Below are 26,152 nucleotides of genomic sequence, written 5' to 3'. Positions count from 1 at the left end.
ATGCTTTAAAGCATTGGGGGACGGGCCTTATTTATGCACTTCGTTCAGCCTTCAAAAATAATCTCCCCATCCATTATCGTCATAACTGTTTTCACCTCAAGGATTTCTTCGGGATGTACTTCAAATAAATTGCGGTCGAGCACAACAAGGTCCGCTTTCTTGCCGGCTTCAATCGTCCCGAGGTCGTTCTCGCGGAAATTCCCGTATGCCGCGCTTTTTGTATAATGGATGAGCGCCTCGCCCAATGTTATTTTTTCCTCAGGGTTCCAGCCTCCCTCAGGTGTGCCATCCTCATGTTTTCTTGTGACCGCCCTGTATATGCCGAGCATCGGGTTTAGGTCGACGATTGGAAAATCCGTCCCGAATGCAATCGGGGCACCATGCTGATTCAGGGAACCGATCGGCCAAGTGTATCTTGAACGCTCCAAACCGAGGCGGTCTATGTATGCATGGGTGTCCATCGAGCCCGAGGTCAGATGTTCAGGTTGAATCGATGCGATGACACCAAGCTCTTTGAAGCGGTTGAAGTCACTTGGATGGCATACTTCGATATGCTCGATTGTATGGCGCGAATCGCGCTTCCCGTTCACGCTTTCTGCATGCTCGAATAAATCGAGCCCCATGCGGACAGCCCCGTCCCCGCATGCATGGAGCCTGACCCTGAAGCCTTCCCGGTCTGCATCCTCGATCCATTTTTTGTACTGCTCCACTTCATAGATCGTTCCGCCTCTTTCATCCGGCCGGTCGGCGTAAGGCTCGAGCAGATAGCCGGTGTACGTAAGGGGGACGCCGTCCAGGAATTGCTTCAACCCGGAGAACTGGAGGCGGTCCGACTGAAACTCTTCTTTCAAGGCGCGGCTTCTGGCAAGATCCCCGTCCATCACGTCAAGGAAGTGGATCCGCGTCGTCAATCTCCCGCGTTCTTCAAACCTGCGGTAAAAAGAAGGGTCACCAAGCGTATAGCCTGGAAGCGGGAGCATATCCCCTACTGAAGTGATGCCGAATGAAGCGGTTTTTTTCAGCATATTCTCCATTAACTTTGCCTTCACGGACTCACTAAATTGAAATGCCCTCGTGACGTATTTTACTGCAGTCTCATATAAGAACCCGGTTGGATCGCCATTCTCATCTTTTTCAATCCGGCCGAAAGGAGGCTCCGGTGTGTACTGGTCGATTCCAAGCTTCTTGAGTGCGGCTGTATTCAGCCACGCACTGTGTGCTTCCTCGTTCAACAGGATGGCGGGACGGTCGGGGAGGAAGCGGTCCAGTGAATGGCGGCTCGGAAGCTTCTGGCCCGGCCAGCGGACGTGATGCCACCCTAAGCCGAGAACCCATTCATCCTCGGGATGGGCTAAGGCATAGTCCGCTGCCATCTTAGCCGTCTCATCTTCCGTTCCTCCATATGTCAACTGACAGAAGCTTTCAAACATCGACCCTAGAAAAAAGTGAACATGAAAATCATGAAACCCGGGCATGATCAGCCGGTTCCCCATGTCGTATACTTTCGTCGAAGCATCAAGATAGCTTTCCAGTTCAGAAGGAGCACCCGTACCAATGATTTTATCTCTATTCAGCGCAACAAACCCGGGTGCAGGGAAGAGGGAGGTACCGGTAAATAAAGCCGCACTCTTAATGATTTTCTGTGCTTTCATTCTGTTCATCCTTTGCAATGATCGTTTCTTTTCATTATACAGAATGCTGAACATTGAAAAACACCATTATTTTCAAAAAAGAGGTGATTGAAGGCGGGGTATTGAATAAAGTTAACAGACAAGAAACAAAGGAGTTAATAAGATGGATCACACACAGAAATTCCCGGTTCTGACAACCGGAAGATATATGTTGAGGCAGATGGAAGAAAGAGATGCGCCGGACGTATTTGCTTATTTTTCAAAAGATGAAGTGACGAAGTACTATGATCTTGAAACATTTACCGAAAGAGGCCAGGCAGTTGAGATTATTGACCAGTGGAATACGAGATTTCAAAAGGGAGAAGGAATCAGATGGGGAATCGCAGATAAAGAATCCGGCAGAATCATCGGAAGCTGCGGATACCACTGCTGGGAGAAGGAACATTTCAAAGCGGAAATCGGTTTCGAAGTGCACCCGGATTACTGGAGGAAGGGTGTCATGTCGGAAGTATTGAAGCCGATTATCCAATATGGATTCGAAATGATGTCCCTGAATCGGATCGAGGCTTTCTATGACCCGGAAAATACGGCTTCGAGGGATTGTCTTTTTAAAGCGGGCTTCATCTTTGAAGGGGTATTAAGGAAATCAGCATTTGAAAAAGGGGTATTCTGTGATGCGGCAGTCTGCTCTATTTTGAAAGGGGAGTATGTATAAACAATAGACGCTGTCTATGTATCTTTCACATAAACAGCGCCTTAATGTAAGTAAATCTTTTTCAATTACACGTTCTATCCTTTCTTACTAATACACATACCAAACATTCAATTAATTTAAATTAATGGTGTTGCATGTTATTTAGTTTATTTTTTTCTTTCGCTGCATCCCCACATGCCCACATGGTGCGAAGATAGTTTTCACGGGCTATCTTCTATATGCAACATGATCCTAGCATGCTTCGCTTACACTCTTCATTGGAATCATCTCCTGAAATAAGATTTGCGCGTCCCCGCATATCCACACATCTTGAAATCAGTTTTCACGGGCCGATTTCAGTTGCAAGATGTGATGTTGACATGCTTTGCTTTCACTGCGTCATTGGAATCACGCCTTCCTTAAAGATTGTGTAAATCTTTTGTTAAATATATAGTAGCAAATCCCACCGGTTATTTAAATGTTCAGAAAAGTCCATATTTTCCGATTTCAGACGAATTTCAAATCGTAATAGGCATTTATCTTTCTTTATCGCATTCTATCTCATTTTTTGAAACTACACTTGCCTGCGCGAAAGGTAATAGTGTTCAAACCCCATTTCCCTATTGACGAGCAGCTCCATTTCTTCCAGGTGATGTGTTTCAACCACCGGATCACGGGAGGACCAGTGCACCTTATTGACAAAATAAAACGATCTGATTTTCCTGAGTATCACCAAAGAATGAGGGAACAGATCAAACTCTGCCTTTATCGAATTGTGCCGGGTAAAACCCCATTTTGTTATTTTCACGTTCATCACCTATTTGTTACTTACCTTTTTTTGGCTTGGTTTAATCCTGGGAAGGAGAGTTGTGGAGCCAGTTTTTGAATTTAAGCCCGTCCCTTTTCGCTGCAGGCACAAGAAAGGAGGGACGCTGTCCGCCCGCGGAAAGCGAAGTCTTCCACGGAAATCGGGCAGTGGTATATAAAACCCGATTTAAACAAACGTTTGATTAACATACGCAAACTTTGCAGCAGCAGGCTTAAACGATTTAAACAGTTGTTTAACTCCAATCCCATGAAATCAACGTTTTGATCGAAAAATTTAAACAAACGTTTGATTAACTTCCGGAAACCTAATGATAACGGCATGTAGAGGATTTAAACAGTTGTTTAAGAGAATTGGCAGAAATTGATTTTCACGAGAATCGATTGCGGGATGCCGGCGGCGCTTGTTATGATAAAAAGGTTACCTATTTCGGAAATGAACTTTTGCTATAGAGCAAGGAGAATGTGCGTTGAATAAAGTACAAGCGAACTACTCGATTTATCCATTTGAGGCAGAGAAGACGGACATCCCCTCAGCCTCATTACATAAAGGACAAACGTCAAGGGAATTGGTTGCTTCAGAAGAGGGGGATGCATTCTTTTTCAGGAAAATAGAAGAGGCGGGCATTCTTTTGAATGAAGCGCAGATAGCAGCGGTGCGTCACGGGAGCGGTCCGTGCCTGACACTTGCGGGTGCCGGGACAGGGAAGACGACGGTCCTTGTATGCCGCGCAGGATATCTGATGAATGTGAAGGACATCATGCCGCAGAACATCCTCCTCGTCACGTTCACGAAAAAAGCAGCCGAGGAAATGAAGCAGCGCATCAACTCGCTTCCGGGCATAGAAGGAAGGGGACGCAGTATCCAGGCCAGCACCTTTCATGCACTGTTCCTCTACTTGCTGCGTTCGAGGCATTATACCCAGGAGATTATTGGGAATGACCGCTACAAGCAAATCATCCTGAAGCAGCTCCAGCGTGAAATGAATATCTACGACCCATATGATGCCGAAACACTGCTTGCGAAGCTTTCGCACTATAAATTAAATAAAATAAACATAAAAGAAATGCCGCACTCTTCAAAGTCAGACAAGGAAATCCGGGACATCCTGATTCGTTACGAAGAATGGAAGCGAAGGAATCACAAGATGGATTTCGATGATATCCTGACCGAAGCATACGATCTGCTCGACATGAACCCGAATCTCCTGCAAAGTCTGCAGCACCGTTTTCAGTATGTCATGGTCGATGAGTTCCAGGATACAAACCTCATACAATATGAATTGATCAAGATGATCGCGGCCCATGGAAACCTGTTCGTGGTAGGTGATGACGACCAGACGATCTATTCCTTCAACGGGGCACGGAACGAGTTCATACTCGACTTTGATGAGGAGTTCCCCGAAGCCAGGATCGTCACCTTGAAAGAAAACTACCGTTCCGATGCCTGTATCATCGGGCTGGGGAATGAGGTCATCGACCGTAATGTCCACAGGCGGAATAAGAGATTGATAGCCACGAAAGAAGAAAAAGAGAAGCCTCTTTACGCAAGGCCGGCGACTGCCGATGAAGAAGCGGTCTGGGTGACAGAAGAGATTGAAAGACTGGTAGAAGGGGGCTATTCTTATCGAGACATCACCATCCTGCACAGGACAATGAGCAGCGGACGTGCGGTCTTTGAGCAGCTGTTGATGAAGGAAATCCCTTTCCAGCCATACAATCAGAAAGACTCTCTATTTTATGAAAACTGGACGGTCAAACCTGTCGTCGATTACTTGAGATTATGTATCGTGCCGCGAAACTTTGACGCGATCGGAAACATCCTCCCGACCATGTTCATCAGAAGGGAACAGGGGATGGCCCATATTTTACAGGAAGACAGCAAGGCAAGAAAAAAATATCCGCTCATCCACCTGACCACCATGAACGGGCTGAAGCCTTTTCAGGTGAAAAATATAAAATCTAGGATGAAATTCATTAAATCCCTTCAGGAGGATTCGCCCGAGACGGCCATCAAGAAAATCCGCAAAGAATTCTACCATCAATACCTTGATGCCCAGGAATCACATGTCGTGACGGAGCAGAAGGAACTGATCAAAGAAATGCTGTCGGAACTCGAAGGCTCGGCAAAGAGATTTGAAACGATATCGAGCTTCATCACCTTCATAGATGAAATGAAAGCAAAGTACGAAGACGTGAATCAGAATAAGAACCGCGACACAGACAGCGTGTCCCTTATGACGATTCACCGTTCGAAAGGTCTCGAGTTCCCGGTTGTCTTTCTGATCGGAGCGATCGAAGGCAATCTTCCGCACAGCTCCGCTTTGAATGCCGGGAAACTGGAAGACAAGATCTATAAAGAATCTGCCCATAAAGAGAAAGGGGCGCTCGAAGAAGAAAGAAGGCTCGCCTATGTGGCGATCACCCGTGCCAAAGAGAAGCTCTATATCTCATCCCCTGCCTATTATCAGGGGGAGACAAGGAAGTGTTCGCGCTTCATCAGTGATATCTTCAGCAAAGCACCCCACAAGGACGAGGTGAAAAGCGGCGGCTCCCGTGAGAAACGGACAGGCAGGCTGCACCGCGTCAAAGCCTGGCTCTGTACGAAAGGGAACTGCATCGCCTGGCAAAGGCGGGAAGCTGGTGAAACGGCTGCGGATAAAAAGAAATGCCCGATGTGCTCGAGCCCGATGGAGCTTGGGGAGAAAGAAGTATACAGCTAAAGATAAGATGAGCCCCTGCCTTGGATGGAGGGGCTTTTTTGTGAATTGAAAATAAGTTTGCGGAAGTTGAAAATAAACCCATCCAACTTGAAGATAAAAGTATTAAAGTTGAAAACAAAAGTCTGTAACTTGAAAATAAATGAGCCGGGGACATCAAGGAGGCAATGCCGGATACGAAAAAACGTTTCCACCGGAAGGATAACTCTCTTCCAATGAAAACGCCGCTGTTATTGTGAAAAATGGTCATGATCCTTGTGCTGGTCAATCCGCTTTGAATCATTCGAGTCCAGGGCTTGTCTTAAGAAATAGATGAGGACGCCTAAAATCATACCAAGGAACACAATGAATCCCACTGTCGTCAATATACCCATTCATCTTCCTCCTTCCGCCTTATCAGTTATGACAAACTTTCCAGGATTTTAAACCTTTATACGTTAAGTCTATGAACATTGTGAGGAATTTATATCTGTTGGCGGGGAATTAAGTGAGGCAGAGGTTTTTTCAGGGAATGGGAGCTGAGTGCGGGAGGTGGGGGTGTACCAGGCACATTTGGGGCGGATTGTACCTGGTACAGGGGAGAAGTTGAGCCTGGCTCAAATCCGCGGTCACGAGCCTGGCTCATAACAATAGAATTGAGCCAGGCACCCCAGCCAGGCACCACCCCTAAAATCGAAGGTGCCAGGCACAGAAAGGCCAAATTGTACCAGGCACAAAACCACTCGATTGTTCCCGGCCCAGTCCTCAATCCAAACCCCCCCTACAAAAAAGAAGCAGCCATAAAGCTGCTTCCAACAAACAAAATTATTTTCCTTCCCGGTCAATCAATACCGCACGGACCGGTGAACCGTCACCGTCCCTGAGGGCGAGCGGCATGGCATACAGGTCATAATAACCGGGTTCTACATCGTTCAACACGATGCCTTCCAGGATCAATATATCATTCTCGGTCAGTGCATGGTGGGCTTCCATCTCCTTGCTGTCCAGTTCATCCACCGAAGGGAGATCCACCCCGATCAGGTGGATGCCTTTCTCTTTTAGCAACGGTGCCAGTTCCGGCTGGATCGGGGGGATGGACTCAGGGAAAGCATTAAGATCTTTCCACGCACCTGTTTTGAAAAGTACTTTTTCAACCCCGCTTAAGTCTATGCCTGAAAGGTGTTCGGGGCCGAGGCTCTCAGCGTTTTCAGCCGAAACGACGACGGCAGGTCCGATATAGCGGTCCAGCGGCAGATCCAATATTCGCCTGCCGTCATTTCTGAAATGAAACGGGGCATCCACGTGGGTTCCGGTATGGGCGCTCATGTTGAGCTGTCCCACATTGACCGAGCCCGTATCTTCCATTGCCCAATTGAGAGAAAAGGAAAAAGGGGTATCGCCCGGCCATACTGGTATATCATTGTGCAATGGCTGTGTAATATCGATGATTTTCATAATGACCTCCTCAGGCTACAACGTCACGGACGTTTTCAAATTGTTTATACTCTTCGTTCTCCATGATTTTCTTCAAAATCTGGACGGTGTTCCAAACGTCTTCATAAGACGAATACAGGGCCACGGGAGCAAGGCGGATATTATTGGGCGCCCGAAAGTCAGGCGTCACTTTATTGACTTTCAAGGCCTTGCAAATCCTGGCGGCTTCGTCGTGCTGAAGGCTGATATGACCGCCGCGCCTTTCATCTTCAATCGGGTTGCAGATTTTGAACCCGTATCCATTAAGTTCTTGATTCACAAGGTCCATCAAGAATCTTGTCAGGGAGAGGGATTTTTTTCGAAGTTCCCCGATTCCCGCTTCCTCAAAAAGTTCAAGGGATCCCAGTAAAGGCGCACTGCTCAAAATATGCGGCGTCCCGATCTGGAATGCCCCGGCGGATTCCGCTGGGGTGAGCACATGCTCCATATCGAACTGTTTGTCTTTTTTTGAACCGAACCAGCCTGCGAGACCAGGTTTCTTCCCAAAGTGGCGTTCGTGGACATATAATCCGCCGACTCCGCCTGGTCCGCTGTTCAGGTATTTATAATTGCACCATACCGCAAAATCCACACCGTCTTCATGAAGCTGATGGGGAAGGGCGCCGATTGAATGGGCCAGGTCGAAGCCGATGATGATCCCGCGCTTATGGGCTTCCGCCGTCAACCGTTTCATGTCCAGGAGCTGACCGCTCCGGTATAAGACGGAAGGAAGGAGAATCAGGGCGATATCGTCTGTCATGGCCTCGATGATATCCTCTTCCTTCAGAGTATATCCGTCCCGGCTTTTCACCTGCACGAGATGCTCCTCATGGCTGTACCCTTTTAACTCCAGCTGGCTTTGGATTGCGTAAATGTCTGAAGGGAACGTCAATTCATCGGCCAAGATCTTTGTCCTGGTTCCCTCAGGCTCATAGAATGTCGCAATCAGTTGATGAAGGTTTGTCGTGATCGATCCCGTCACGATGACTTCTTCCGGTTTGGCCCCGGCTAAGGGAGCTGTTTTAGCACCTAGTTTTTCAGAATAATAGTACCAGGGCTCTTCGCCGTTCATCCAGCCGTCGATGCCGTGATCCTTCCAATCCTGGAGTGAAGTATTAAGCGCTTTCTCCGCACGTTTCGATAATAGGCCGAGAGAGTTGCCGTCCATATAGTAATGGTCTTCTTTTATGTAAAATTCGTCTTTAAAACGAGCGAGAGAGTCGCTCTTATCAAGTTCCTTTGCATGTTCGAGTGTATGCTTCTGTGACATCTTGATCCCGCCTTTTATTAGTTTCTTCTTTACATAGAATGATAATCCAAATGGTCTGAATAGTAAAACATTTCAAAAGCACCTTCCAAAACAAAAAAACAGCGCGGACCAAAAATGGCCCGCGCACCTATAGTTTAAATCCTCTTCAAAGATATTGCCTTCCGCATCTTCTTCAACGCATCCTGTCCGGTGGCTTCACGCTTCATCATGATGTTCACGTACAGGGTATCAATCAGCGTAAGCTGCGCGATCCGCGATGAAAGGGCTTCTGATCGGTAATCCGTTTCTTCTGATACGGTATATAAGGGAATGTCGACCCCTTGGCTCAACGGGGATTTTGCGAAGTTTGTGATGCAAATGGTCTTCGCTCCCGTTTCCTTTACAACTTCCAATGTTTGAAGGATATCCTTCGTCGAACCGCTGTGAGAGATGAAAACGGCACAATCTGTATCAGTCATCTGTGAAGCGGTCATCAGCTGGATGTGGCTGTCCGAAGTTGCCCGAACGCGAAGTCCTGTCCGGATCAGCTTGTGATAGGCATCCAGTGCAACCACGCCCGAGCCTCCGCTTCCGAAAAACTCGATAGATTCAGCTCCGGTTAACGCATCGACTGCTTCCTGAAGCCTGCTTTCATCGACGACCATCAGGGTGTCTTCGATCGTTTTGATGTTTGAACGGAATACTTTTGAGGCGATTGTTTGAGGGGTGTCGCCCTCATCGACCCGTTCATGGATGTCTTTCAGCCCTGTCACGATTTCGGAGGCGAGTGCTATTTTCATAGCCTGGTAGCCTTTGAAACCGATTCGTTTGCAGAATCGGAAGACAGTTGAATCAGCTACACCAAGATCTTCAGCCAGGCTGTTGATGGTGGAATGAATGATCTGGGTGGGATTTTCCAATATATAATCGGCAATCTTTTTTTCCGTCTCACTGAATTGCGGGTAATGTGAGCGGATGCTTGCCAGACAATGCTGATGTTCTTTCATCATGGGCAACACTCCTGTAAGGGTTTTCATGATTTTATTATACTAGAATAAAAGAAAAAGAAAAATATTTTTTGTAAACGGTTGCAATTCGAAAAATATTTTTTATAATAGAGATATCAAGAAAAAATAATTTTTCCGACTCGCGCGCTTCTCAAGAAAATATTTTCCTAGATAAACAGGTTGAGAGGCTCACTTACATAATGTGTTTTGTAAACGCTTAAATGTATTGGTTGGAATAAGAAATAAGTATATTCAAAAAAAGAAGGGCAGGGGTTCAAGATGTCAGATCAAATGCTGATATTGGTTGCGTTAGCAGGAATTTTTCTTCTATTATTTTTAGTTATTAAAACGAAGCTTCATGCTTTTGTTTCGCTGCTTCTGGTAAGTTTAATCGTCGGGATTGCAGCGGGTATGCCTCTTGGTGATGTTGTCACCTCGATCCAGAACGGAATGGGAGGGACACTCGGATTCGTCGCTGTCGTCGTTGGTTTAGGTGCGATGTTTGGGCGCATGCTTGAAGTTTCAGGAGGGGCAGAACGTCTTGCCCAGACATTGATCAACAAATTCGGGGAAGATAAAGCACAGTGGTCACTAGGAATTACAGGGTTCCTTGTAGCGATTCCCGTATTCTTCGATGTCGGTTTCATCATCCTTGTGCCGATCGTATACGGACTGGCAAGAAAAACAGGAAAATCATTATTGTACTATGGTATTCCGCTGCTTGCGGGTCTTGCCGTAACACACAGTTTCATTCCGCCGACACCTGGACCGATTGCGGTTGCCGACTTGCTCGGTGCAGATCTTGGCTGGGTCATTCTTTTCGGGGTGATTGCAGGGATTCCGTCCATGATTATTGCTGGACCGCTTTTTGCAAAATTCATCTCGAAAAAAATTCATGCAGTTGTGCCTGATTATATGCAGGTAGAAGAAATGGAATATGATAAGGAGCTTCCAAGCTTCGGTCTGATTGCATCATTGATTTCGATTCCACTCGTATTGATTCTTTTGAATACGCTGTCAGGAGTATTGCTGGATGAAGGGAATACACTGCGTTCGATCTTGACATTCCTTGGTCATCCGTTCGTTGCGCTCACTATCGCGACGATCCTTACATTCATCCTTCTTGGGACGAAGCGCGGCTACACAAGGGATGAAGTGCAGGAAATTGCAACAAAAGCACTTGAACCTGCAGGGATCATCATCCTTGTAACAGGTGCCGGAGGAGTCTTCAAGCAAGTCTTGATCGACTCAGGAGTTGGTGAGGTCCTTGGTGAAATGATGGCGGGATCGAGTCTTCCTCCAATCGCCCTGGCCTTCCTGATTGCGATGGTCGTGCGTGTTGCACAAGGTTCTGCGACCGTGTCGATGGTTACCGCGGCAGGTCTGATGAGCCCGCTGATTTCAACACTGGGCTTGGAAGGTCCTGTACTGGGATTGATGGTAATCGCCATCGCATCCGGCGCGACAGTATTCTCGCATGTCAATGACAGCGGGTTCTGGCTGGTCAACCGTTACTTCGGGCTGGACGTTAAAGACACGTTGAAATCATGGACCGTGATGGAAACCCTCATTGGTTTCGTCGGATTCGCGGTTGCGTTCATCCTGGGTATTTTTATCTCTTAAAGGTTTCATACTAAAGTCAAAGAAAGAAAAGGAAGGGCTCCCGGGGCTTCTTCCTTTTCTCTGTTTTCTATCATAACGGGTGACTTTTAACAAACCCCGTCTTATACTTGTCACAGCAATGGTTACAGGAGGAATGAACATGGCACAGATGATTGGCGTAGATATCGGAACAACAAGTACGAAAGCGGTACTTTTTAATGAAAAAGGAGAAGCACTCTGCCGTCATGGAGTGGAATATCCATTGCATACACCTGCACCGGGAACGGCTGAACAGGACCCTGAAGAAATTTTCCAGGCGGTCATAAAAGCAATCAGGGAAGTGACGGTGCAAGCGGAGGAAGAGATTTCGTTTGTTTCGTTCAGTTCAGCGATGCATAGCTTGATCCTTGTCGATGAGAACGGCCAGCCGCTCACGGGATCGATTACGTGGGCAGATAACCGCAGCGCCGGATGGGCTGAGAAAATCAAGAAGGAATACAATGGGATGGACATTTACCGCAGGACGGGCACACCGATCCATCCAATGTCGCCCCTTGTGAAACTGGCCTGGCTCAATGCGGAGCATAATGATTTATTTTCAAAAGCAGCGAAATTTATATCTATAAAAGAATTTGTCTTCCACCGTTTCTTCGGTGAATATGTAGTCGATTATTCCATTGCGTCTGCCACTGGGATGTTCAACCTGGAAAATCTCGCCTGGGATGAAGAAGCATTAAACACAGCAGGTGTAACGGGCGTTCAATTATCAAAACCTGTTCCTACAACCGAAAGTCTGACAGGCTTGAAAGAGGAATATACAGAAATGCTCGGGCTGCCGGCGGACACACCTTTTGTAGTCGGCGCAAGCGACGGCGTCCTGTCGAATCTCGGGGTGAACGCCATCGAACCGGGTGTCGTGGCAGTGACCATAGGTACGAGCGGAGCCATACGGGCCGTCACCGACCGGCCTGTGACCGATCCCAAAGGACGGATCTTCTGCTACGCATTGACGGACAAGCACTGGGTCATCGGAGGGCCGGTGAATAACGGCGGAATGATTTTTAGATGGGTGCGTGACGAACTCGCCTCAGCCGAAGTGGAAGTCGCCAAGCGGATAGGGAAAGATCCTTATGAAGTACTCACGGACATCGCAGAAAAAGTCGAACCGGGATCTGAAGGGCTCCTCTTCCACCCGTATATGGCAGGGGAAAGGGCGCCATTATGGAACGCAAAAGCCCGCGGATCATTCTTCGGGCTCGGGATGCATCACAAAAAAGAGCATATGATCCGTGCGGTGCTTGAAGGGATCGTCATGAATCTGTACAGCGTGCTGCTCGCCCTTGAGGAACTGATCGGTTCCCCAACCCGCGTACAGGCAACGGGAGGATTCGCACGCTCAGAGCTGTGGCGCCAGATGCTCGCGGATATTTTCGACCAGGAAGTCGAAGTGCCGGAAAGCTTTGAAAGCTCCTGTCTTGGAGCGGTCGTCCTCGGCATGTACGGGCAGGGAACGCTGGACTCGCTTGAAGAAGTCAAATCGATGGTCGGCTCCGTCCACTCCCATCAGCCTGACGAAAAAGCAACCGAAGCCTACCGCAGACTGATGCCGATCTTCATCCGCCTGCCGCGTCTTTTGGAAAGCGAATACGAAGAAATCAGTGCATACCAGGAACAAAGCCGGCTGTAGAGCCGGCTTTTTCTTTTGAAGTTTTTAATAGGAATAATATAGATGTCAATTTACTTTTTAGCAGACCACTTATTTAGAATGATTCTTAAAAGATCATATTTTCCTGAAATGGATCATAAATTCCCAGAATGGAACGTATTTTTTCAGAATGGATCATAAATTTCTAAAATGGAACATAAATCGCCAAAATGGATCATAACCCCGTCCCGACCACCAAATTTCCGCCGTTCAAAATTCTCATAAAGTCGAATGAGGATTTTATTTGCACAAATATCCATTTTCTTTACTCACCAAAGACGATTTTGCACAAAAAAGAGCAACCTTAAGGCTCACCAACCGCCGACGGAAAGCGAAGCATTGCACGGAAATCAACTGCGTATTTTAGCCTCACTCCAACACATTAGCCAACTTTCGCCCTTTTCATGTATAATGAAATGGACAAACAAACATTCATTATCGATTAATTTTATAGACTGAAAGAGAGTGAAACAGAATGGGACGTAAGTGGAATAATATTAAAGAAAAGAAAGCGTCAAAGGACGCAAATACAAGCCGTATTTATGCGAAGTTCGGACGTGAAATCTATGTAGCGGCGAAATCCGGCGAGCCTGATCCAGACCTGAATCAGAATTTGAAATTCGTGCTGGAGCGTGCGAAAACGTACAACGTTCCTAAACATATCATCGACCGTGCCATTGAAAAGGCTAAGGGCGGTTCCGAGGAGAATTATGATGAGCTGCGCTATGAAGGCTTCGGCCCGAATGGATCAATGGTCATCGTTGATGCACTTACAAACAATGTGAACCGCACAGCTTCGGAAGTACGGGCAGCGTTCGGTAAAAACGGCGGTAACATGGGTGTGAGCGGCTCGGTTGCGTATATGTTTGATGCAACTGCAGTCATTGGAGTTGAAGGGAAATCTGAAGAGGAAGTCCTTGAGATTTTGATGGAAGCAGATGTAGATGCACGCGATATTCTTGAAGAAGATGAAGCAGTCATCGTTTATGCCGAGCCGGATCAGTTCCATGCCGTGCAGGAAGCGTTCAAAGGTGCAGGCGTGGACGAGTTCACGGTTGCTGAATTGACGATGCTTGCCCAAAATGATGTGGAGCTTCCTGAAGATGCTCAGGCACAATTCGAAAAAATGATCGATGCCATTGAAGACCTGGAAGATGTCCAGCAGGTCTATCATAATGTGGATTTGGGAGAGTAAATAACCTGTAGCGTATTCCTTAATGGGATACGCTTTTTCTTTTGCTTTTTTAGACGATGCTGTTTTTTAAAAGTTTGTTGCTTTTCGTAAATTGGCTGGCAGTCTGAATATTGCTCGTGGACGTGCTCTTTTCGAATTCAAGTTTAAACTACAGGTGGACGGACATCAGTAAATACCCAAGTTCAAAAGCAACAAAGTATGCGAAAAGAGCTAGACGAAAAACAACCCTGCATGTTTTGAATCCGCACAACTCATACTAAAACATGGAGGTGGTACAGGTGGAAAGAGATAAAAAAGAAACCGAACTGAACTTTGACACACCCATCAATCCGGAATATCAAAGCTTCATGCCGGAGAAGGATGGGCGCTATACTTCTGTGGAATTTAAGGAAGCATTCCACGGGGAATCAGTTGATGAACTGAGGGCGATCGAGGAAGGGAATATTTATTTTGCCGGGAAAGAAATCGGCCAGCAAAATGAAAATGGATAAGGAGGAGTCGTAATGAACACAGAACATTATCCGGTGGCAAAGCTTTCAGATGAAACGCTGGACAAATTACAGCATATTGAAAGCGAATTGCGCAGCCAAACCGATGAAGATATTGTGCTTATTGCCTATAAAAAAGAGAAGGAAGCTCATTAAAATGGAGGCAGGGGAAATGGATAAAGGAAAAAAAGAACTGCCTGACTTCAAGCAGCTTGATGATCGGCTGATTGCGGAGCCTTCACAAGGCCCCTTTTTTGAAATCAAAACCAATCTTGATACGCCGGTCACCGAAGACAATCCGTACATCTCATCAGAAACGAGCAATGAAGAGATCGAAAAGATCAAACGATTTTTCGATGATGACGTTTACTGATGTAAGACCTGGTCTTATAGGGATCAGGTCTTTTATATTTGTCTGTTTCGGGCCGATTCAGTCAGAGGGTCGAACGAACAATTTTTTTCAAAAGCCCTCCTTATTGTTACAATTGATAACTAAGAGGTGATATTTTGAAAGTATTGATCATTATTTCACATCCCAGAACAAATTCATTGACGTTCTCGATTGCCAAGCATTTTCAGGAAGGTTTGCAGGAAAAGGGGCACAAAGCGACAGTATTGGATCTCTACAGGGAAGAATTCGATCCAGTGCTAAAGGAAAAAGATGAGCCCGGATGGGGGAACCCCGTTAAAACGCGGGCGACACATGTGGTGGAAAGTGAAAGGAAAAGGCTAAAACGTTATGATGCTTACGTCTTTATCTTTCCGATATGGTGGGGAGGTTTACCGGCCATATTAAAAGGGTATATAGATAGAGTATTCTTCTACCCTTCTCCTTCTAAATTCCGTGCGGACAAAGTGCTCTGGCTGGGACTTGCCGGCGACACCGAGCAGGAATTTACTTCAAGCGGACATGATAACGCTTTAAAACACCAACTTATTCATGGTATTTCAAAAAAAATGGGCATAATGAGTTCAGAAACAAAATTCTTTTTCGACACGAGTGATGAGGATAAAAAATTCGATTATGAAAAAACTATGGAAGAAGCCTATCAAATCGGTCTTTCTTTCTAAAAAACAGGAAAAATGTCATGGTCTCTTTAAAATAAATTTAAATAATTTTTGATGAATAAATATCGAGTAATACTTTATATTTGTGTTTAAAATGGATATTTAATGTATATTTATTCATTAACATCCTCGTTTTTTGAATACCGGACTTTTATTTTTTCTGTGTTATGTTATGATAATTCCTGTGTCTACATCGGAGAAGGTTATTGCAGAAGAGATTTATTGTGTATAAAAAATACAAAAATATGTATAAGGAGGTTGTTGCTGCGTGGGAGAACAATTGACTATGGCAACGTGGTTATGGCTGACCATACCAATGCCGCTATTGATTCTTTTATCGATCATTACATTCTTTACAGAAAAAACAAAGGAGTAGATAACAGACTATGGATATCAATATAGAAACGTTAACGTCGATTATCATTTATTTAGTAGGTATGTTAATCATCGGTTATTTGGCCGCTAAATTGACAAGTAATTTATCTGATTATGTATTGGGAGGAAGACGACTGGGCGCGGGAGTTGCAGCGCTGAGTGCGGGATCCTCGGACATGAGTGGATGGTTGATGCTTGGACTGCCGGGTGCGGTATACGCAAGCGGTATGGGTTCCATCTGGCTGGCAATCGGGCTGGCTGTGGGTGCATACTTGAACTGGCAATTCGTTGCGAAACCATTCAGGGTTTATACGGAAGTAGCGAACGATTCAATCACCGTTCCTGATTTCTTTGAAAATCGTTTCCACGATAAAAGCAAAATACTTCGAGTGTTTTCTGCAATAATCATTCTCATTTTCTTCACCTTTTACACTTCATCAAGCTTAGTAGGTGGAGCAATCTTATTAGAACAATCATTTAATATGGATTACCGTTTGGCATTATGGGTAGGTGCTGCAGTCATCTTGTCTTACACATTCTTCGGCGGATTCCTCGCAGCGAGCTGGACGGACTTTATCCAGGGGATCCTGATGTTCCTTGCATTGATCATCATCCCGATTGTTGCAATCAATGAGCTCGGCGGCTGGAGTGAAACAGTAAGTGCTGTCGGAGCCATCGATACGTCTTATCTTAATATCTACACCGGCGCTACATTTGTAGGTGTCGTTTCACTATTGGCATGGGGTCTTGGATACTTTGGACAGCCTCATATCATCGTCCGTTTTATGGGGATTAAATCAACAAGGGAAATTCCAAAAGCACGCCTGATCGGTATGGTGTGGATGATTGTTTCCCTATTCGGAGCAATCTTCGTCGGATTCTCAGGTATCGCTTACTTTGCAGATTCACCGCTTGAGAACTCAGAAACAGTATTCATCATGTTCTCCCAAGTTCTGTTCAACCCTTGGGTAGCAGGATTCTTACTGGCGGCAATCCTTTCTGCGATCATGAGCACAGTGGATTCACAGCTGCTTGTTTCTTCAAGTGCACTGGCTCAGGATTTCTATTCTGCAATCTTCCGAAAAGATGCAAGTCAGAAAGAAGAAGTTCTCGTCGGCCGTATTTCAGTTGTGGTCATCGCGATCATCGCCATCTTCCTTGGATATGACCGTGACAGTAAAGTATTGGAGCTTGTAAGTTATGCATGGGCAGGATTCGGTGCCGCATTCGGACCGGTTGTCATCTTCAGCTTGTTCTGGAAACGCATGACGCGTAATGGTGCGCTTGCAGGTATGCTGACAGGTGCAGCAACCGTCATCATCTGGAAACAGCTGAGCGGCGGACTGTTCGACGTCTATGAATTACTTCCGGGATTCATCTTTGCATCGATTGCAATCATGATCTTCAGTTTTGTCGGCAATGGCCCTTCAAAAGAAGTACAGGAAGAATTCGATACAGTGAAAGCTCGTTTAAGAGATTAATCAGTATAAAAGAAAGGCCCGATACTCCGGTATCGGGCCTTTCTGTTTTAGAAATAAAGTACATAAATGACCAATACCAGCAAAATGCGGTAGAGCGCAAACGGAATCAATTTCACTTTGTTGATCAGCTTTAAAAAGAATTTAATCGAAACAAGCGCGAAAATAAACGCAGAGATGAACCCTGCAGCCATGAAAGGAAAGGCATCGATCGTAAAGTACTGCCAGTTCTTTGCGAGAGACAGCACGCTTGCCCCGAGCATGATCGGAACGGCCATGATGAAGGTGAAATCTGCTGCCGTCCTGTGATTCATGCCAAGCAGGACCCCGCCCGATATCGTAGAACCCGACCGTGAAAAGCCCGGCCAAAGTGCGAGACATTGGATGAGTCCGACGATCAACGCCTGCTTGTGAGTGATCATGTCCACCGATTCAACCTTCACAGAGTTGTATTTCGAACTGATCATATCGGCAATGATCATGAATACCGCGCCGACGAATAAACCGATCAGGACTGTCTCTATTGAAAATAAATATTCATCGATTACGTCTTCGAATAAGACACCTAACACACCTGCCGGAAGCAGGCCGACAATAATGTGTGACAATTTTAGTTTATCGCCTGAAGATTTAACCGCTGTTCTCCGGGACTTGAAGTCCAGCATATCCATGAACCGTTCCCGGAAGATGACGATCACGGCCAATATCGAGCCGAGCTGGATGACTACCTTGAATGTATTCGCCGGGTACTTACCCAGAAATTCCTTTGACTGCAGCCACAGGTCATCCACAATGATCATATGTCCTGTCGATGAGATTGGCGCAAATTCAGTCAGACCTTCGACCAGTCCTAAGATGACTGCTTTAATTAATGTGTATAGATCCATTGTTGTTCTCCATTCTGTAAAAAATAATGTGGGGCGATAAAACTCTGTACCCGCGGCGGTCAGAGGCCGAATATCTTTGCAATCTTATCCCAGTTCATCAACTGCGACGCAGGAATATCGGGGAAAATGGAATCCAGGCTTTCTCCCATTAAGATGGAAGAAAAATAAATTGCCGCTAAGAAAGCCGCCAGACCTGCAAGGCAGGTGATGATACAAATAATCGACTCTTTACTATAATTGTTCTCTCTCAATTAAATTCTCTCCTATCCTCGGAATTTAATTTTCTAAGGCAATACAAACAAACCTCAGAAATGACTGAAGTTGAAAATAAATCATCTATTCATTTGAGTATGAGATTTAGATAGAGAGGTAATTCGAACAGTGCATGACCATATGGAGGAATCCGCCGGAATCAGGCGAAATGACCATGGCAAATAAGTTCACATTGGAAAGTGAAGTGAGGATGGCTTGTTTGAAATGTAAAGAAGGCTTTTTGGGCAGCAAAATGTCAGGAAGCTGCGGCAAAGATGACACCGATGAAAGTATGACATCGACTCCTGTAATATAGGAGTTGTCGGTTATGCTCTGCTCATCGTCTGTAATCAATACATAGCGGTCTGTATTCTGCATAGGAAAGAAAAACACGATAGTGCTTAACAGAAATAATAGAGCAAACTTCTTCACCTTCAAAACCTCCTTCTCAAACAAGACTAAATCTATTATAACTGCTTTTACCGGAGTGTCTAGAAAATGATGGGGATTTCTTTTAGTATTAGAATAAGGAACTCTATTAAAATATGAAAGGAGGCGCTGCATGGATGAATAGGAAGCTGAGGGGCCACCATCTCCTATGTACCCACGGATTCAGGGGGATGGGGTACAGTGAGGGATTTGTTAAAGTCATGTCAGATATCACTGATGATATCCGTGATGAATATTCGGATTTTCAGGTGCAGGTGCTGCAGGGATTCGATGATGCCTGCCAGGCCTGTCCGCACAGGGGCCGGACAGCATGCGAGAAGAGTGAGGACTCAAACGGGCACGTCCTGTCGATGGATGGGAAAGTAATCAGCCATTTAGGATTAACAGCCGGGGAGACCTATATGAAATCAGACCTTGTCCAGCTGACAGTTGAAAAGGTGAACCCGGATGATCTCGATTACTTATGTGAAGGATGTTCCTGGCTTGAATATGGGGTCTGCAAGGAAGGGATCAGGGAGTTGAAAGAGAAGTATGGGGGTTAGAGGGTAAGTGAGTTGGATTGGTGATGAATTTGGCAGGTTTTTTAGATGGATTCAGCTGGGATTTAGTCAAGTCCGGTTAATGTATTGAGGGATATACCTGGATAATGGTTGTTTTTATTAGCAGGAAGGAAGATATGCTCCCATCCAGGGGTTTATGCTCCTAATTCAAATTTTATGCTCCAAACTGGAAATTTATGCTCCTAACCCGGATTTTATGCTCCAATCTGAAAATATATGCTCTAAATCAAGATTTTATGCTCTTATAATAATGATTCTAATATGGCGGTTTCCAATCCAACCTCAGGGCCCAAACCATCAAAAAACCGGGTATCCCTACCCGGCCCATGCCTGAAGCTCTTAAAGTTCGTAATACTCCCTGATTTTCTCCACCAATCCGCGCAGCGAAGGGTCACCTTCTATGTTAACGATCATTCCCTTGATCACAACCGTCCGTGTTTCTTCTTTTAATATTTCTTCTTTAATCACTTCAAGCGAGACCAATCCTGTTTCGTCTTCAACACTTTCAAGATGTTCATCGATCATGTTGACCAGCATATCTTCATTTACCGGCCCGGCTTCTGCCGACTGCAGCAGGGGAGCCAGTTTCTCGGTGGACAGGACAGGTTCTTCTCTGCTTCCGAGGAGGCCGTGAACCAGGTCATCCACACGTTTCATTATAAATTCTGACAAGTAGCGGAAATCCATTTCGACCTTATCGAGCATCACGACTTCAAGGTACGATTTGAGGATTCCCTGGATAATCAGTGACAGGTCCCAGAAATATGGTTCGATTTCTTTTCCGTAAATGGCGGTCAGCCTGCGTTTATAAAATTCATACGTGTGTACCTTCATTTGGTGAAGCAGGGCGTGGATGTCTTCGTTGAACGGCATCGCGTTTTCCCTGATCTGCATGATGATGAATTCTTTATGTTTCCAGACTTCCACGAGCTGGAACTCGAGCTGCTTGCGGAATTTTTCGTATGGCGCCAGGTCTTCGTGCTCGATAAGATCCACCTGATCTCTGATCATTTCGAAATAATATTTCATGATGGCCAGCAGGAGGGCTTCCTTCGATTTAAAATATAAGTAAAAGGCCCCTTTGGAAATGTCACATTCATTGACGATTTCCTGGACTGAGGTGGCATTGAATCCCTTGCTGGCAAATAACTTTATGGATGTTTCGATGATTAACTTTTCTTTTTCCTTCATGCTTTTCTCTCCCCGGTAAACTCCTTATTTACATTATGACCGATTGGTCAGTAAAAATAAACCTTTATTTTCTAACAAGTATTGACTATTGACTGTACGGTCAGTTATATTAGTCTATGTTATGACTAGTCAGTCAGAAAGAGAAGGGATGAATAAAGAGTGAACAGTATAATCAATTTTGTGCTTAAGAATAAGTTTGCTGTTTGGCTGATGACCATCATCGTCATCGTGGCAGGCTTATATTCAGGGTTTAATATGAAGCTTGAAACACTTCCAAATATCAATGTACCGGTTGTCAGTGTGACGACTGTCTACCCGGGCGCAGCGCCTGAAGATGTGGCAGATAAAGTCTCTGAACCGATTGAAAAACGTCTGGAAAACCTGGACGGTGTGAATGTGGTGAGTTCCTCATCTTTTCAAAACGCATCTTCCGTCCAAATTGAATACAAATTTTCAAAAGATATGGATGAAGCAAAGACAGAAGTAGAAGAAGCTTTATCCGAAGTTTCATTTCCTGAAGGCGTCCAGGATCCTGATGTGACAAGAATCAGTATGAACGCTTTTCCGGTCATCGCGTTGAGTGTCGCAAACGAGGATCAGTCACTTGCCCAGTTGACTTCTACAGTTGAAGAGACCATTATTCCGGGACTTGAAGGTCTTGACGGTGTAGCTTCTGTTCAGGTTTCCGGACAGGAAATCCAAGAAGCCAATCTGGTATTTGACCAGGAAAAACTGACGAAATACGGCCTTGATGAAGAAACGGTCAAAAATATGATCAAGGGCTCCGATGTAACGGCGCCGCTCGGTCTTTATACGTTTGGTGATACCCAGAAGTCGGTTCTCGTTGACGGGAATATCTCCACTTTGGAAGATTTAAAAGAAATCAAAATTCCTGTGACGCCGTCCGGCGGAGAGGGCATGGCACCGTCCCAGGGTACACAGGACCAACAGGCACCAACTCAGCAGGCGGCTCCGCAGCAGAACATGCCTGCCGATGTGAAGATCCCTACGGTTGAACTGGGAGAGATCGCCAACATCGAGGTGACCGGTAAAGCCGAATCGGTTTCAAGAACGAACGGGAAAGAATCCATCGGCGTACAAATCGTAAAGGCGGCTGATGCCAATACCGTCGATGTTGTAAATGCGGTTAAGGACGAAGTGAAGAAATTCGAGGGAGATATCGATAATATCGAGATCATCTCTACCTTTGACCAGGGTGAACCGATTGAACAGTCCGTCAGTACGATGCTGAATAAAGCATTGTTCGGGGCAGTATTCGCGGTCATCATCATCCTTCTGTTCCTGCGTGACATAAAATCGACGATCATTTCGGTCATCTCGATTCCTTTATCGCTTTTAATTGCGATTTTAGTGTTGAATCAAATGGACATCACGCTGAATATCATGACGCTTGGTGCGATGACGGTAGCCATCGGACGCGTCATCGATGACTCCATTGTCGTAGTGGAGAACATCTACCGAAGAATGTCCCTGAAAGGTGAAATGCTGAAAGGGAAAGAATTGATCCGTGAAGCAACGAAAGAAATGTTCGTGCCGATCATGTCTTCAACGATCGTTACGATCGCGGTATTCCTTCCGCTTGCACTGGTTTCCGGCATGGTAGGGGAGCTCTTCCTTCCATTTGCATTGACGATTGTGTTTGCCCTGCTGGCATCACTTCTCGTTGCCGTGACCATCGTGCCGATGCTTGCGCATTCCATGTTCAAAAAAGGTGCAGGCAAGAAGCATAAAGAGAAGCCCAGCCGCCTGGCGAACTGGTACAAAGGAGTACTGAATTGGACGCTGAATCACAAAATCATCACATCACTCCTTGCAGTGGCGATGCTTGTGGGAAGCTTGTTCCTCGTTCCCCTCATCGGAGTCAGCTTCATCCCTTCCGATGAAGAAAAAATGATGATGGCTACGTATAAGCCGGATCCTGGTCAGACGAAAGAAGATGTAATGGAAATCGCAGGTAAAGCGGAAGAATATCTGCAGGATCGTAAAGGTGCAGAAACGATCCAGTATTCAGTCGGAGGGGAAAACCCGATGAATCCCGGCAGCACAAGCGATGCCATCTTCTTTGTGGAATACAATGACGACACAGAAAATTTTGCAGATGAAAAAGAAAAAGTCATCCAGGACCTTCAGAAACAGACAGATAAAGGCGAGTGGGCACAGCAGGATTTCTCCGCGAGTGCAGGCAGCAATGAAATCGTCGTATTTGTGTACGGTGACACGCTCGAAGAAATCGAACCTGTTGTAAATGATGTCCAGGATAAGATGAAAGACATCAAGGATGTTAAAAAAGTGGATTCAAGCATCTCCGAGTCTTATGAAGAATACTCGCTTGTTGCAGATCAGGAAAAACTGAGCCAGTATGGCCTGACTGCGGGCCAGATTGCCATGGAACTTGGCCAGACCCGCGAACGGCCTGTCCTGACAACAATCGAGAAAGACGGGGAAGACGTAAATGTCTATCTTGATGTTGAAAAAGAAGAATATGAAAACATTGAAGATCTGACCGGCAAAACGATTCAATCTCCGCTGGGTATGGAAGTGCCGATCGAAGAGGTCGTGAAGGTCGAAGAAGGAGAAACATCCGATACTGTCTCAAGACGTGACGGCAAGGTGTACGCGAAAGTCAGCGGAGAACTGAGCTCAAGCGATGTTTCCAAAGCTTCTGCTGCCATCCAGAAAGGAATTAAAGATCTTGACCTTCCATCGGGTGTTGAAGTAAACATGGGCGGAGTGACAGAGGATATCCAGGAATCATTCACGCAACTGGGTCTTGCGATGCTAGCGGCGATCGCGATTGTCTATCTGATCCTGGTCATTACATTCGGCGGCGGCCTTGCGCCATTTGCCATCCTGTTCTCGCTTCCATTCGCGGTCACAGGTGCCCTTGTCGCACTGCTGATCTCCGGGGAAACCATTAGTATTTCTTCCATGATCGGAGCACTGATGCTGATCGGTATCGTCGTAACAAATGCCATTGTGTTGATCGACCGGGTCATTCATAAGGAAAAAGAAGGGTTATCAACACGCGAAGCCCTCCTTGAAGCAGGCGCGACCCGTCTGCGTCCGATCCTGATGACGGCGATCGCAACAATAGGGGCATTGTTCCCGCTCGCTCTTGGTCTTGAAGGCGGCGGACTTATCTCGAAAGGCCTCGGTGTGACGGTTATCGGCGGACTGACAAGCTCGACGCTGCTGACGCTTATCGTCGTACCGATCGTGTATGAGATTTTAATGAAATTGAAACGGAAATTGTCCCGTAAAAAGAACGTGACAGAAGAAGTATAAGATATAAAGGTAAGATGGACAGCTCCCGCTTGGTGCGGGGGCTGTTTTTTTATGGGGGAGGGGATGGATTTTTATGTGTGGAGGGTGAATTTGGACGAATGTGAGGGAGGAATTGCTCCAATTATATGAGTGGGGGGTGTGCCTGGCACAATAATGGGTGATTGTGCCAGGCACCACGGATGGCGAAATGTGAGTTATCAGCGTTTTTTGAGTGGTTATCGAGAAAGTGAGGGTTTATCGACCAAAATTCATTTTTATCGACAATTTTTCCGTGATACCGACGATTCTTCAAAAATCGACAAATTTCACCAGACTCCCAGCGAGCCGCCGCGCAGCTGCTTCTAAGCCGAGCGTTCAAATCCGAACTCACGAGGTTGAGGCTACGAAGTTGAGTCAGGCTCAATCCAGGCATCCTGAGCCTGGCTCATATCATCCCAATAGAGCCAGGCTCAAAACAGCAGTTCTCAGCCTGGCTCAAAACCTCCACTCTGAGCCAGGCTCAATTCACCATATCTGAGCCAGGCTCAATCACCCCTATCCGAGCCAGGCACCACTCTCCCAAGGCACCGCTCACCCAATCCAATCCCCAAATAACCCGCCAACCCGCAAACACATAATCACCGGACAACCCTCATACAATGAATTATCATATTCGAAGGTGGTCCGGATCTATGAGTTTGTTTTTAAAAGGCACGCTGGTGCTTGTGATAACGGCTTTTTTTGGAGAATTGGTCGAGTTCATGATCAATATGATTTTAGCACGTGAACTCGGGGAGGCGGGACTTGGTACATATATGTCGATTTTGCCGACGGTTTTTTTGGTGGTGATTCTCTCAAGTATGGAGCTGCCGATCAGCTTGTCGAAGTTCATTGCGGAAAAGGATGAGAAGTATCATCGCGGCATGCTTCAGTATGTGTTCAGGTTTGCCGTGCTGACGACGATTTTCCTTTTAATCGGAATGGTTCTTGTCTATATGTGGACCCCTCTGTTCCAAGGGATTCATGCGGGTATCCGCTGGCTGATCCTGGCTGTTATTCCTATTGTGGCGTTTACCTCGATCACAAGGGGGTATTTTATGGGGGTCCAGCAGATGCGGAAGATCGCGGTCGCCAATTTTCTGCGTAAAGGGATACAGCTGATCCTCCTGGTTTCCATTTATCAATTTTTATCCTTCACAAGCGATACATCCATCTTTATTGCATTATGTACGCTGGTCGCCAGTGAAGCGGTCGTATTTATTTATTTGATACAGGCTTACATTCTTAACCGGAGGGGTAAAGGGAAGGAAGGTATCCCGCATGTTCGTTTATCGAAGGGGGAGATGAGGAGGTCGATATTATCCGTCTCTGTCCCGACCACTGTCCTGAGGATTTTTCATGCTTTTACCCATGCCGTTCAGCCTTTTCTTATAAAATTGGCACTCGTCCACGCAGGGATGGGGGCGGTAGAAGCGAATGAACATTTTGGCATGATGGCCGGGATTGCATTGACTATCGGCTTTTTCCCTTCATTTATCGCTTTTTCGCTGTTGATCGTCCTGATACCGACGATTTCCGAGAAAGCTTCGGCGAATGATGGGGAGGGGATCCTCCAGCACTTGAAGCAGGTGATGTGGATCACGCTTGGGTACGGGGTGCCGGCAGTTGCCATCTATTATTTGCTGGGTGACTATATCACTGTGACGTTTTTCCACTCGACTACCTCTGCGTTTTACCTCAAGCTGCTGTGGCCGTATTTTTTCTTTCATTTTCTAGTGCTTCCACTCCAGGCTTTTCTCATCGGTCTCGGTCTGGTAAAGGATGCACTGATCCATACGGTTTGGGCAAGCATATTTTCCTTCAGCCTGATTTACATACTCGGGTCTCAGCCTGATTTCGGCATGACAGGGGTCATCATCGGCATGAATGCAGGTGCAGTATTGAGTGCTCTTCTTCATTATGTGACGATATGCAGAGAATTGGAAACGACTATTTGGTTAAAATCAGCGGTAAAAATGTAAACTAACACATACTAGGA

The 26,152-nt window shown here is 46.0% G+C and carries 23 protein-coding genes; 13 read left to right on the top strand and 10 right to left on the bottom strand.

Going from position 1 to position 26,152, the window contains the following annotated elements; all coding sequences use genetic code 11:
- Positions 1-44: 44 nt before the first annotated feature.
- Positions 45-1,652 carry an amidohydrolase gene (locus AS034_RS14440; RefSeq protein ID WP_244888165.1) on the bottom strand — a complete coding sequence of 536 codons (1,608 nt, stop codon included), beginning with the start codon at positions 1,650-1,652 and terminating at the stop codon, positions 45-47.
- 142 nt (positions 1,653-1,794) lie between these two features.
- Here AS034_RS14440 and AS034_RS14435 point away from each other — a divergent pair, with 142 nt between their 5' ends.
- The gene (locus tag AS034_RS14435) at positions 1,795-2,346 is read left to right on the top strand and encodes a GNAT family N-acetyltransferase (protein ID WP_058299026.1); all 552 of its coding nucleotides are present in this window, start codon (positions 1,795-1,797) and stop codon (positions 2,344-2,346) included.
- A gap of 553 nt (positions 2,347-2,899) precedes the next feature.
- Here the strand turns inward: AS034_RS14435 and AS034_RS14430 are convergent.
- Positions 2,900-3,133, bottom strand: a complete 234-nt coding sequence (locus AS034_RS14430) for a hypothetical protein (protein ID WP_058299025.1) — start codon at positions 3,131-3,133, stop codon at positions 2,900-2,902.
- A 487-nt stretch (positions 3,134-3,620) separates the two neighbouring features.
- On the opposite strand from AS034_RS14430, the gene AS034_RS14425 reads away from it, so the two are divergent.
- Positions 3,621-5,873, top strand: a complete 2,253-nt coding sequence (locus tag AS034_RS14425; protein ID WP_244888164.1) for a UvrD-helicase domain-containing protein — start codon at positions 3,621-3,623, stop codon at positions 5,871-5,873.
- A gap of 227 nt (positions 5,874-6,100) precedes the next feature.
- Here the strand turns inward: AS034_RS14425 and AS034_RS23015 are convergent, their stop codons facing one another.
- The 4 genes from AS034_RS23015 to AS034_RS14410 form a co-directional block, all read right to left on the bottom strand.
- Positions 6,101-6,244 carry a hypothetical protein gene (locus AS034_RS23015; RefSeq protein WP_169792816.1) on the bottom strand — a complete coding sequence of 48 codons (144 nt, stop codon included), beginning with the start codon at positions 6,242-6,244 and terminating at the stop codon, positions 6,101-6,103.
- Between the two features lie 430 nt (positions 6,245-6,674).
- Positions 6,675-7,304, bottom strand: a complete 630-nt coding sequence (gene kynB / locus AS034_RS14420) for an arylformamidase (RefSeq protein WP_058299024.1) — start codon at positions 7,302-7,304, stop codon at positions 6,675-6,677.
- Between the two features lie 10 nt (positions 7,305-7,314).
- Positions 7,315-8,592, bottom strand: a complete 1,278-nt coding sequence (kynU, locus tag AS034_RS14415; protein WP_058299023.1) for a kynureninase — start codon at positions 8,590-8,592, stop codon at positions 7,315-7,317.
- A gap of 134 nt (positions 8,593-8,726) precedes the next feature.
- Positions 8,727-9,581, bottom strand: coding sequence for a MurR/RpiR family transcriptional regulator (locus tag AS034_RS14410; RefSeq protein ID WP_058299022.1), 855 nt, complete (start codon positions 9,579-9,581; stop codon positions 8,727-8,729).
- Between the two features lie 276 nt (positions 9,582-9,857).
- Between AS034_RS14410 and AS034_RS14405 the strand changes: the two genes are divergently transcribed.
- From AS034_RS14405 to putP, 8 genes are all read left to right on the top strand, one after another.
- Positions 9,858-11,201, top strand: a complete 1,344-nt coding sequence (locus tag AS034_RS14405; RefSeq protein WP_032085566.1) for a GntP family permease — start codon at positions 9,858-9,860, stop codon at positions 11,199-11,201.
- Between the two features lie 148 nt (positions 11,202-11,349).
- Entirely contained in the window at positions 11,350-12,867 is a 1,518-nt protein-coding gene (gene gntK / locus AS034_RS14400; protein ID WP_058299152.1) for a gluconokinase, read from the top strand.
- 493 nt (positions 12,868-13,360) lie between these two features.
- On the top strand, positions 13,361-14,080 hold the full coding sequence (locus tag AS034_RS14395) for a YebC/PmpR family DNA-binding transcriptional regulator (protein ID WP_032085567.1): 720 nt from the start codon (positions 13,361-13,363) through the stop codon (positions 14,078-14,080).
- A 278-nt stretch (positions 14,081-14,358) separates the two neighbouring features.
- Positions 14,359-14,571 (top strand): hypothetical protein, encoded by a 213-nt coding sequence (locus tag AS034_RS14390; RefSeq protein ID WP_032085568.1) that lies wholly within the window; start codon positions 14,359-14,361, stop codon positions 14,569-14,571.
- Positions 14,572-14,583: 12 nt separating this feature from the next.
- Positions 14,584-14,724 carry a hypothetical protein gene (locus tag AS034_RS23010; RefSeq protein ID WP_169792815.1) on the top strand — a complete coding sequence of 47 codons (141 nt, stop codon included), beginning with the start codon at positions 14,584-14,586 and terminating at the stop codon, positions 14,722-14,724.
- A gap of 16 nt (positions 14,725-14,740) precedes the next feature.
- A complete protein-coding gene (locus AS034_RS14385) occupies positions 14,741-14,941 on the top strand; it encodes a hypothetical protein (RefSeq protein WP_032085832.1) in 201 nt (66 codons plus the stop codon).
- 134 nt (positions 14,942-15,075) lie between these two features.
- Entirely contained in the window at positions 15,076-15,639 is a 564-nt protein-coding gene (locus tag AS034_RS14380; protein WP_058299021.1) for an NAD(P)H oxidoreductase, read from the top strand.
- 383 nt (positions 15,640-16,022) lie between these two features.
- Positions 16,023-17,492 (top strand): sodium/proline symporter PutP, encoded by a 1,470-nt coding sequence (gene putP / locus AS034_RS14375; protein ID WP_058299020.1) that lies wholly within the window; start codon positions 16,023-16,025, stop codon positions 17,490-17,492.
- Positions 17,493-17,539: 47 nt separating this feature from the next.
- Here putP and AS034_RS14370 read toward each other — a convergent pair whose 3' ends face one another.
- The 3 genes from AS034_RS14370 to AS034_RS14360 all read right to left on the bottom strand — a co-directional run bounded on the left by AS034_RS14370 (position 17,540) and on the right by AS034_RS14360 (position 19,060).
- The gene (locus AS034_RS14370; RefSeq protein ID WP_058299019.1) at positions 17,540-18,376 is read right to left on the bottom strand and encodes an undecaprenyl-diphosphate phosphatase; all 837 of its coding nucleotides are present in this window, start codon (positions 18,374-18,376) and stop codon (positions 17,540-17,542) included.
- A 59-nt stretch (positions 18,377-18,435) separates the two neighbouring features.
- Positions 18,436-18,627, bottom strand: coding sequence for a hypothetical protein (locus AS034_RS14365; RefSeq protein WP_058299018.1), 192 nt, complete (start codon positions 18,625-18,627; stop codon positions 18,436-18,438).
- 106 nt (positions 18,628-18,733) lie between these two features.
- Positions 18,734-19,060: a hypothetical protein gene (locus AS034_RS14360; RefSeq protein ID WP_032085573.1), complete on the bottom strand. Its 327-nt coding sequence runs from the start codon at positions 19,058-19,060 to the stop codon at positions 18,734-18,736.
- Between the two features lie 134 nt (positions 19,061-19,194).
- Here AS034_RS14360 and AS034_RS14355 point away from each other — a divergent pair, with 134 nt between their 5' ends.
- Positions 19,195-19,620 (top strand): DUF1284 domain-containing protein, encoded by a 426-nt coding sequence (locus AS034_RS14355; RefSeq protein ID WP_058299017.1) that lies wholly within the window; start codon positions 19,195-19,197, stop codon positions 19,618-19,620.
- A 357-nt stretch (positions 19,621-19,977) separates the two neighbouring features.
- Here the strand turns inward: AS034_RS14355 and AS034_RS14350 are convergent, their stop codons facing one another.
- Complete coding sequence (locus AS034_RS14350) at positions 19,978-20,829, bottom strand: TetR/AcrR family transcriptional regulator (RefSeq protein ID WP_058299016.1); 852 nt, start codon at positions 20,827-20,829, stop codon at positions 19,978-19,980.
- A gap of 159 nt (positions 20,830-20,988) precedes the next feature.
- On the opposite strand from AS034_RS14350, the gene AS034_RS14345 reads away from it, so the two are divergent.
- The gene (locus AS034_RS14345) at positions 20,989-24,135 is read left to right on the top strand and encodes an efflux RND transporter permease subunit (RefSeq protein ID WP_058299015.1); all 3,147 of its coding nucleotides are present in this window, start codon (positions 20,989-20,991) and stop codon (positions 24,133-24,135) included.
- A gap of 671 nt (positions 24,136-24,806) precedes the next feature.
- Positions 24,807-26,135 (top strand): oligosaccharide flippase family protein, encoded by a 1,329-nt coding sequence (locus AS034_RS14340; protein WP_058299014.1) that lies wholly within the window; start codon positions 24,807-24,809, stop codon positions 26,133-26,135.
- Positions 26,136-26,152 lie beyond the last annotated feature (17 nt).

The organism is [Bacillus] enclensis, from assembly GCF_001456935.1.
Taxonomy (GTDB): domain Bacteria; phylum Bacillota; class Bacilli; order Bacillales; family Bacillaceae_B; genus Rossellomorea; species Rossellomorea enclensis.
The sequence above is the reverse complement of the archived record's forward strand: the minus strand, read 5'-3'. Positions and strand labels throughout refer to the sequence as shown.

What these genes read in the sequence shown, in the direction of transcription:
- kynU (WP_058299023.1), bottom strand. Translation starts at nt 8,592, where the DNA reads ATGTCACAGAAGCATACACTCGAACATGCAAAGGAACTTGATAAGAGC.
- AS034_RS23010 (WP_169792815.1), top strand. Translation starts at nt 14,584, where the DNA reads ATGAACACAGAACATTATCCGGTGGCAAAGCTTTCAGATGAAACGCTG.
- AS034_RS14435 (WP_058299026.1), top strand. Translation starts at nt 1,795, where the DNA reads ATGGATCACACACAGAAATTCCCGGTTCTGACAACCGGAAGATATATG.
- gntK (WP_058299152.1), top strand. Translation starts at nt 11,350, where the DNA reads ATGATTGGCGTAGATATCGGAACAACAAGTACGAAAGCGGTACTTTTT.
- AS034_RS23015 (WP_169792816.1), bottom strand. Translation starts at nt 6,244, where the DNA reads ATGGGTATATTGACGACAGTGGGATTCATTGTGTTCCTTGGTATGATT.
- AS034_RS14350 (WP_058299016.1), bottom strand. Translation starts at nt 20,829, where the DNA reads ATGAAGGAAAAAGAAAAGTTAATCATCGAAACATCCATAAAGTTATTT.
- AS034_RS14405 (WP_032085566.1), top strand. Translation starts at nt 9,858, where the DNA reads ATGTCAGATCAAATGCTGATATTGGTTGCGTTAGCAGGAATTTTTCTT.
- AS034_RS14395 (WP_032085567.1), top strand. Translation starts at nt 13,361, where the DNA reads ATGGGACGTAAGTGGAATAATATTAAAGAAAAGAAAGCGTCAAAGGAC.
- AS034_RS14440 (WP_244888165.1), bottom strand. Translation starts at nt 1,652, where the DNA reads ATGAAAGCACAGAAAATCATTAAGAGTGCGGCTTTATTTACCGGTACC.
- AS034_RS14385 (WP_032085832.1), top strand. Translation starts at nt 14,741, where the DNA reads ATGGATAAAGGAAAAAAAGAACTGCCTGACTTCAAGCAGCTTGATGAT.
- AS034_RS14340 (WP_058299014.1), top strand. Translation starts at nt 24,807, where the DNA reads ATGAGTTTGTTTTTAAAAGGCACGCTGGTGCTTGTGATAACGGCTTTT.
- putP (WP_058299020.1), top strand. Translation starts at nt 16,023, where the DNA reads ATGGATATCAATATAGAAACGTTAACGTCGATTATCATTTATTTAGTA.
- kynB (WP_058299024.1), bottom strand. Translation starts at nt 7,304, where the DNA reads ATGAAAATCATCGATATTACACAGCCATTGCACAATGATATACCAGTA.
- AS034_RS14410 (WP_058299022.1), bottom strand. Translation starts at nt 9,581, where the DNA reads ATGATGAAAGAACATCAGCATTGTCTGGCAAGCATCCGCTCACATTAC.
- AS034_RS14370 (WP_058299019.1), bottom strand. Translation starts at nt 18,376, where the DNA reads ATGGATCTATACACATTAATTAAAGCAGTCATCTTAGGACTGGTCGAA.
- AS034_RS14355 (WP_058299017.1), top strand. Translation starts at nt 19,195, where the DNA reads ATGAATAGGAAGCTGAGGGGCCACCATCTCCTATGTACCCACGGATTC.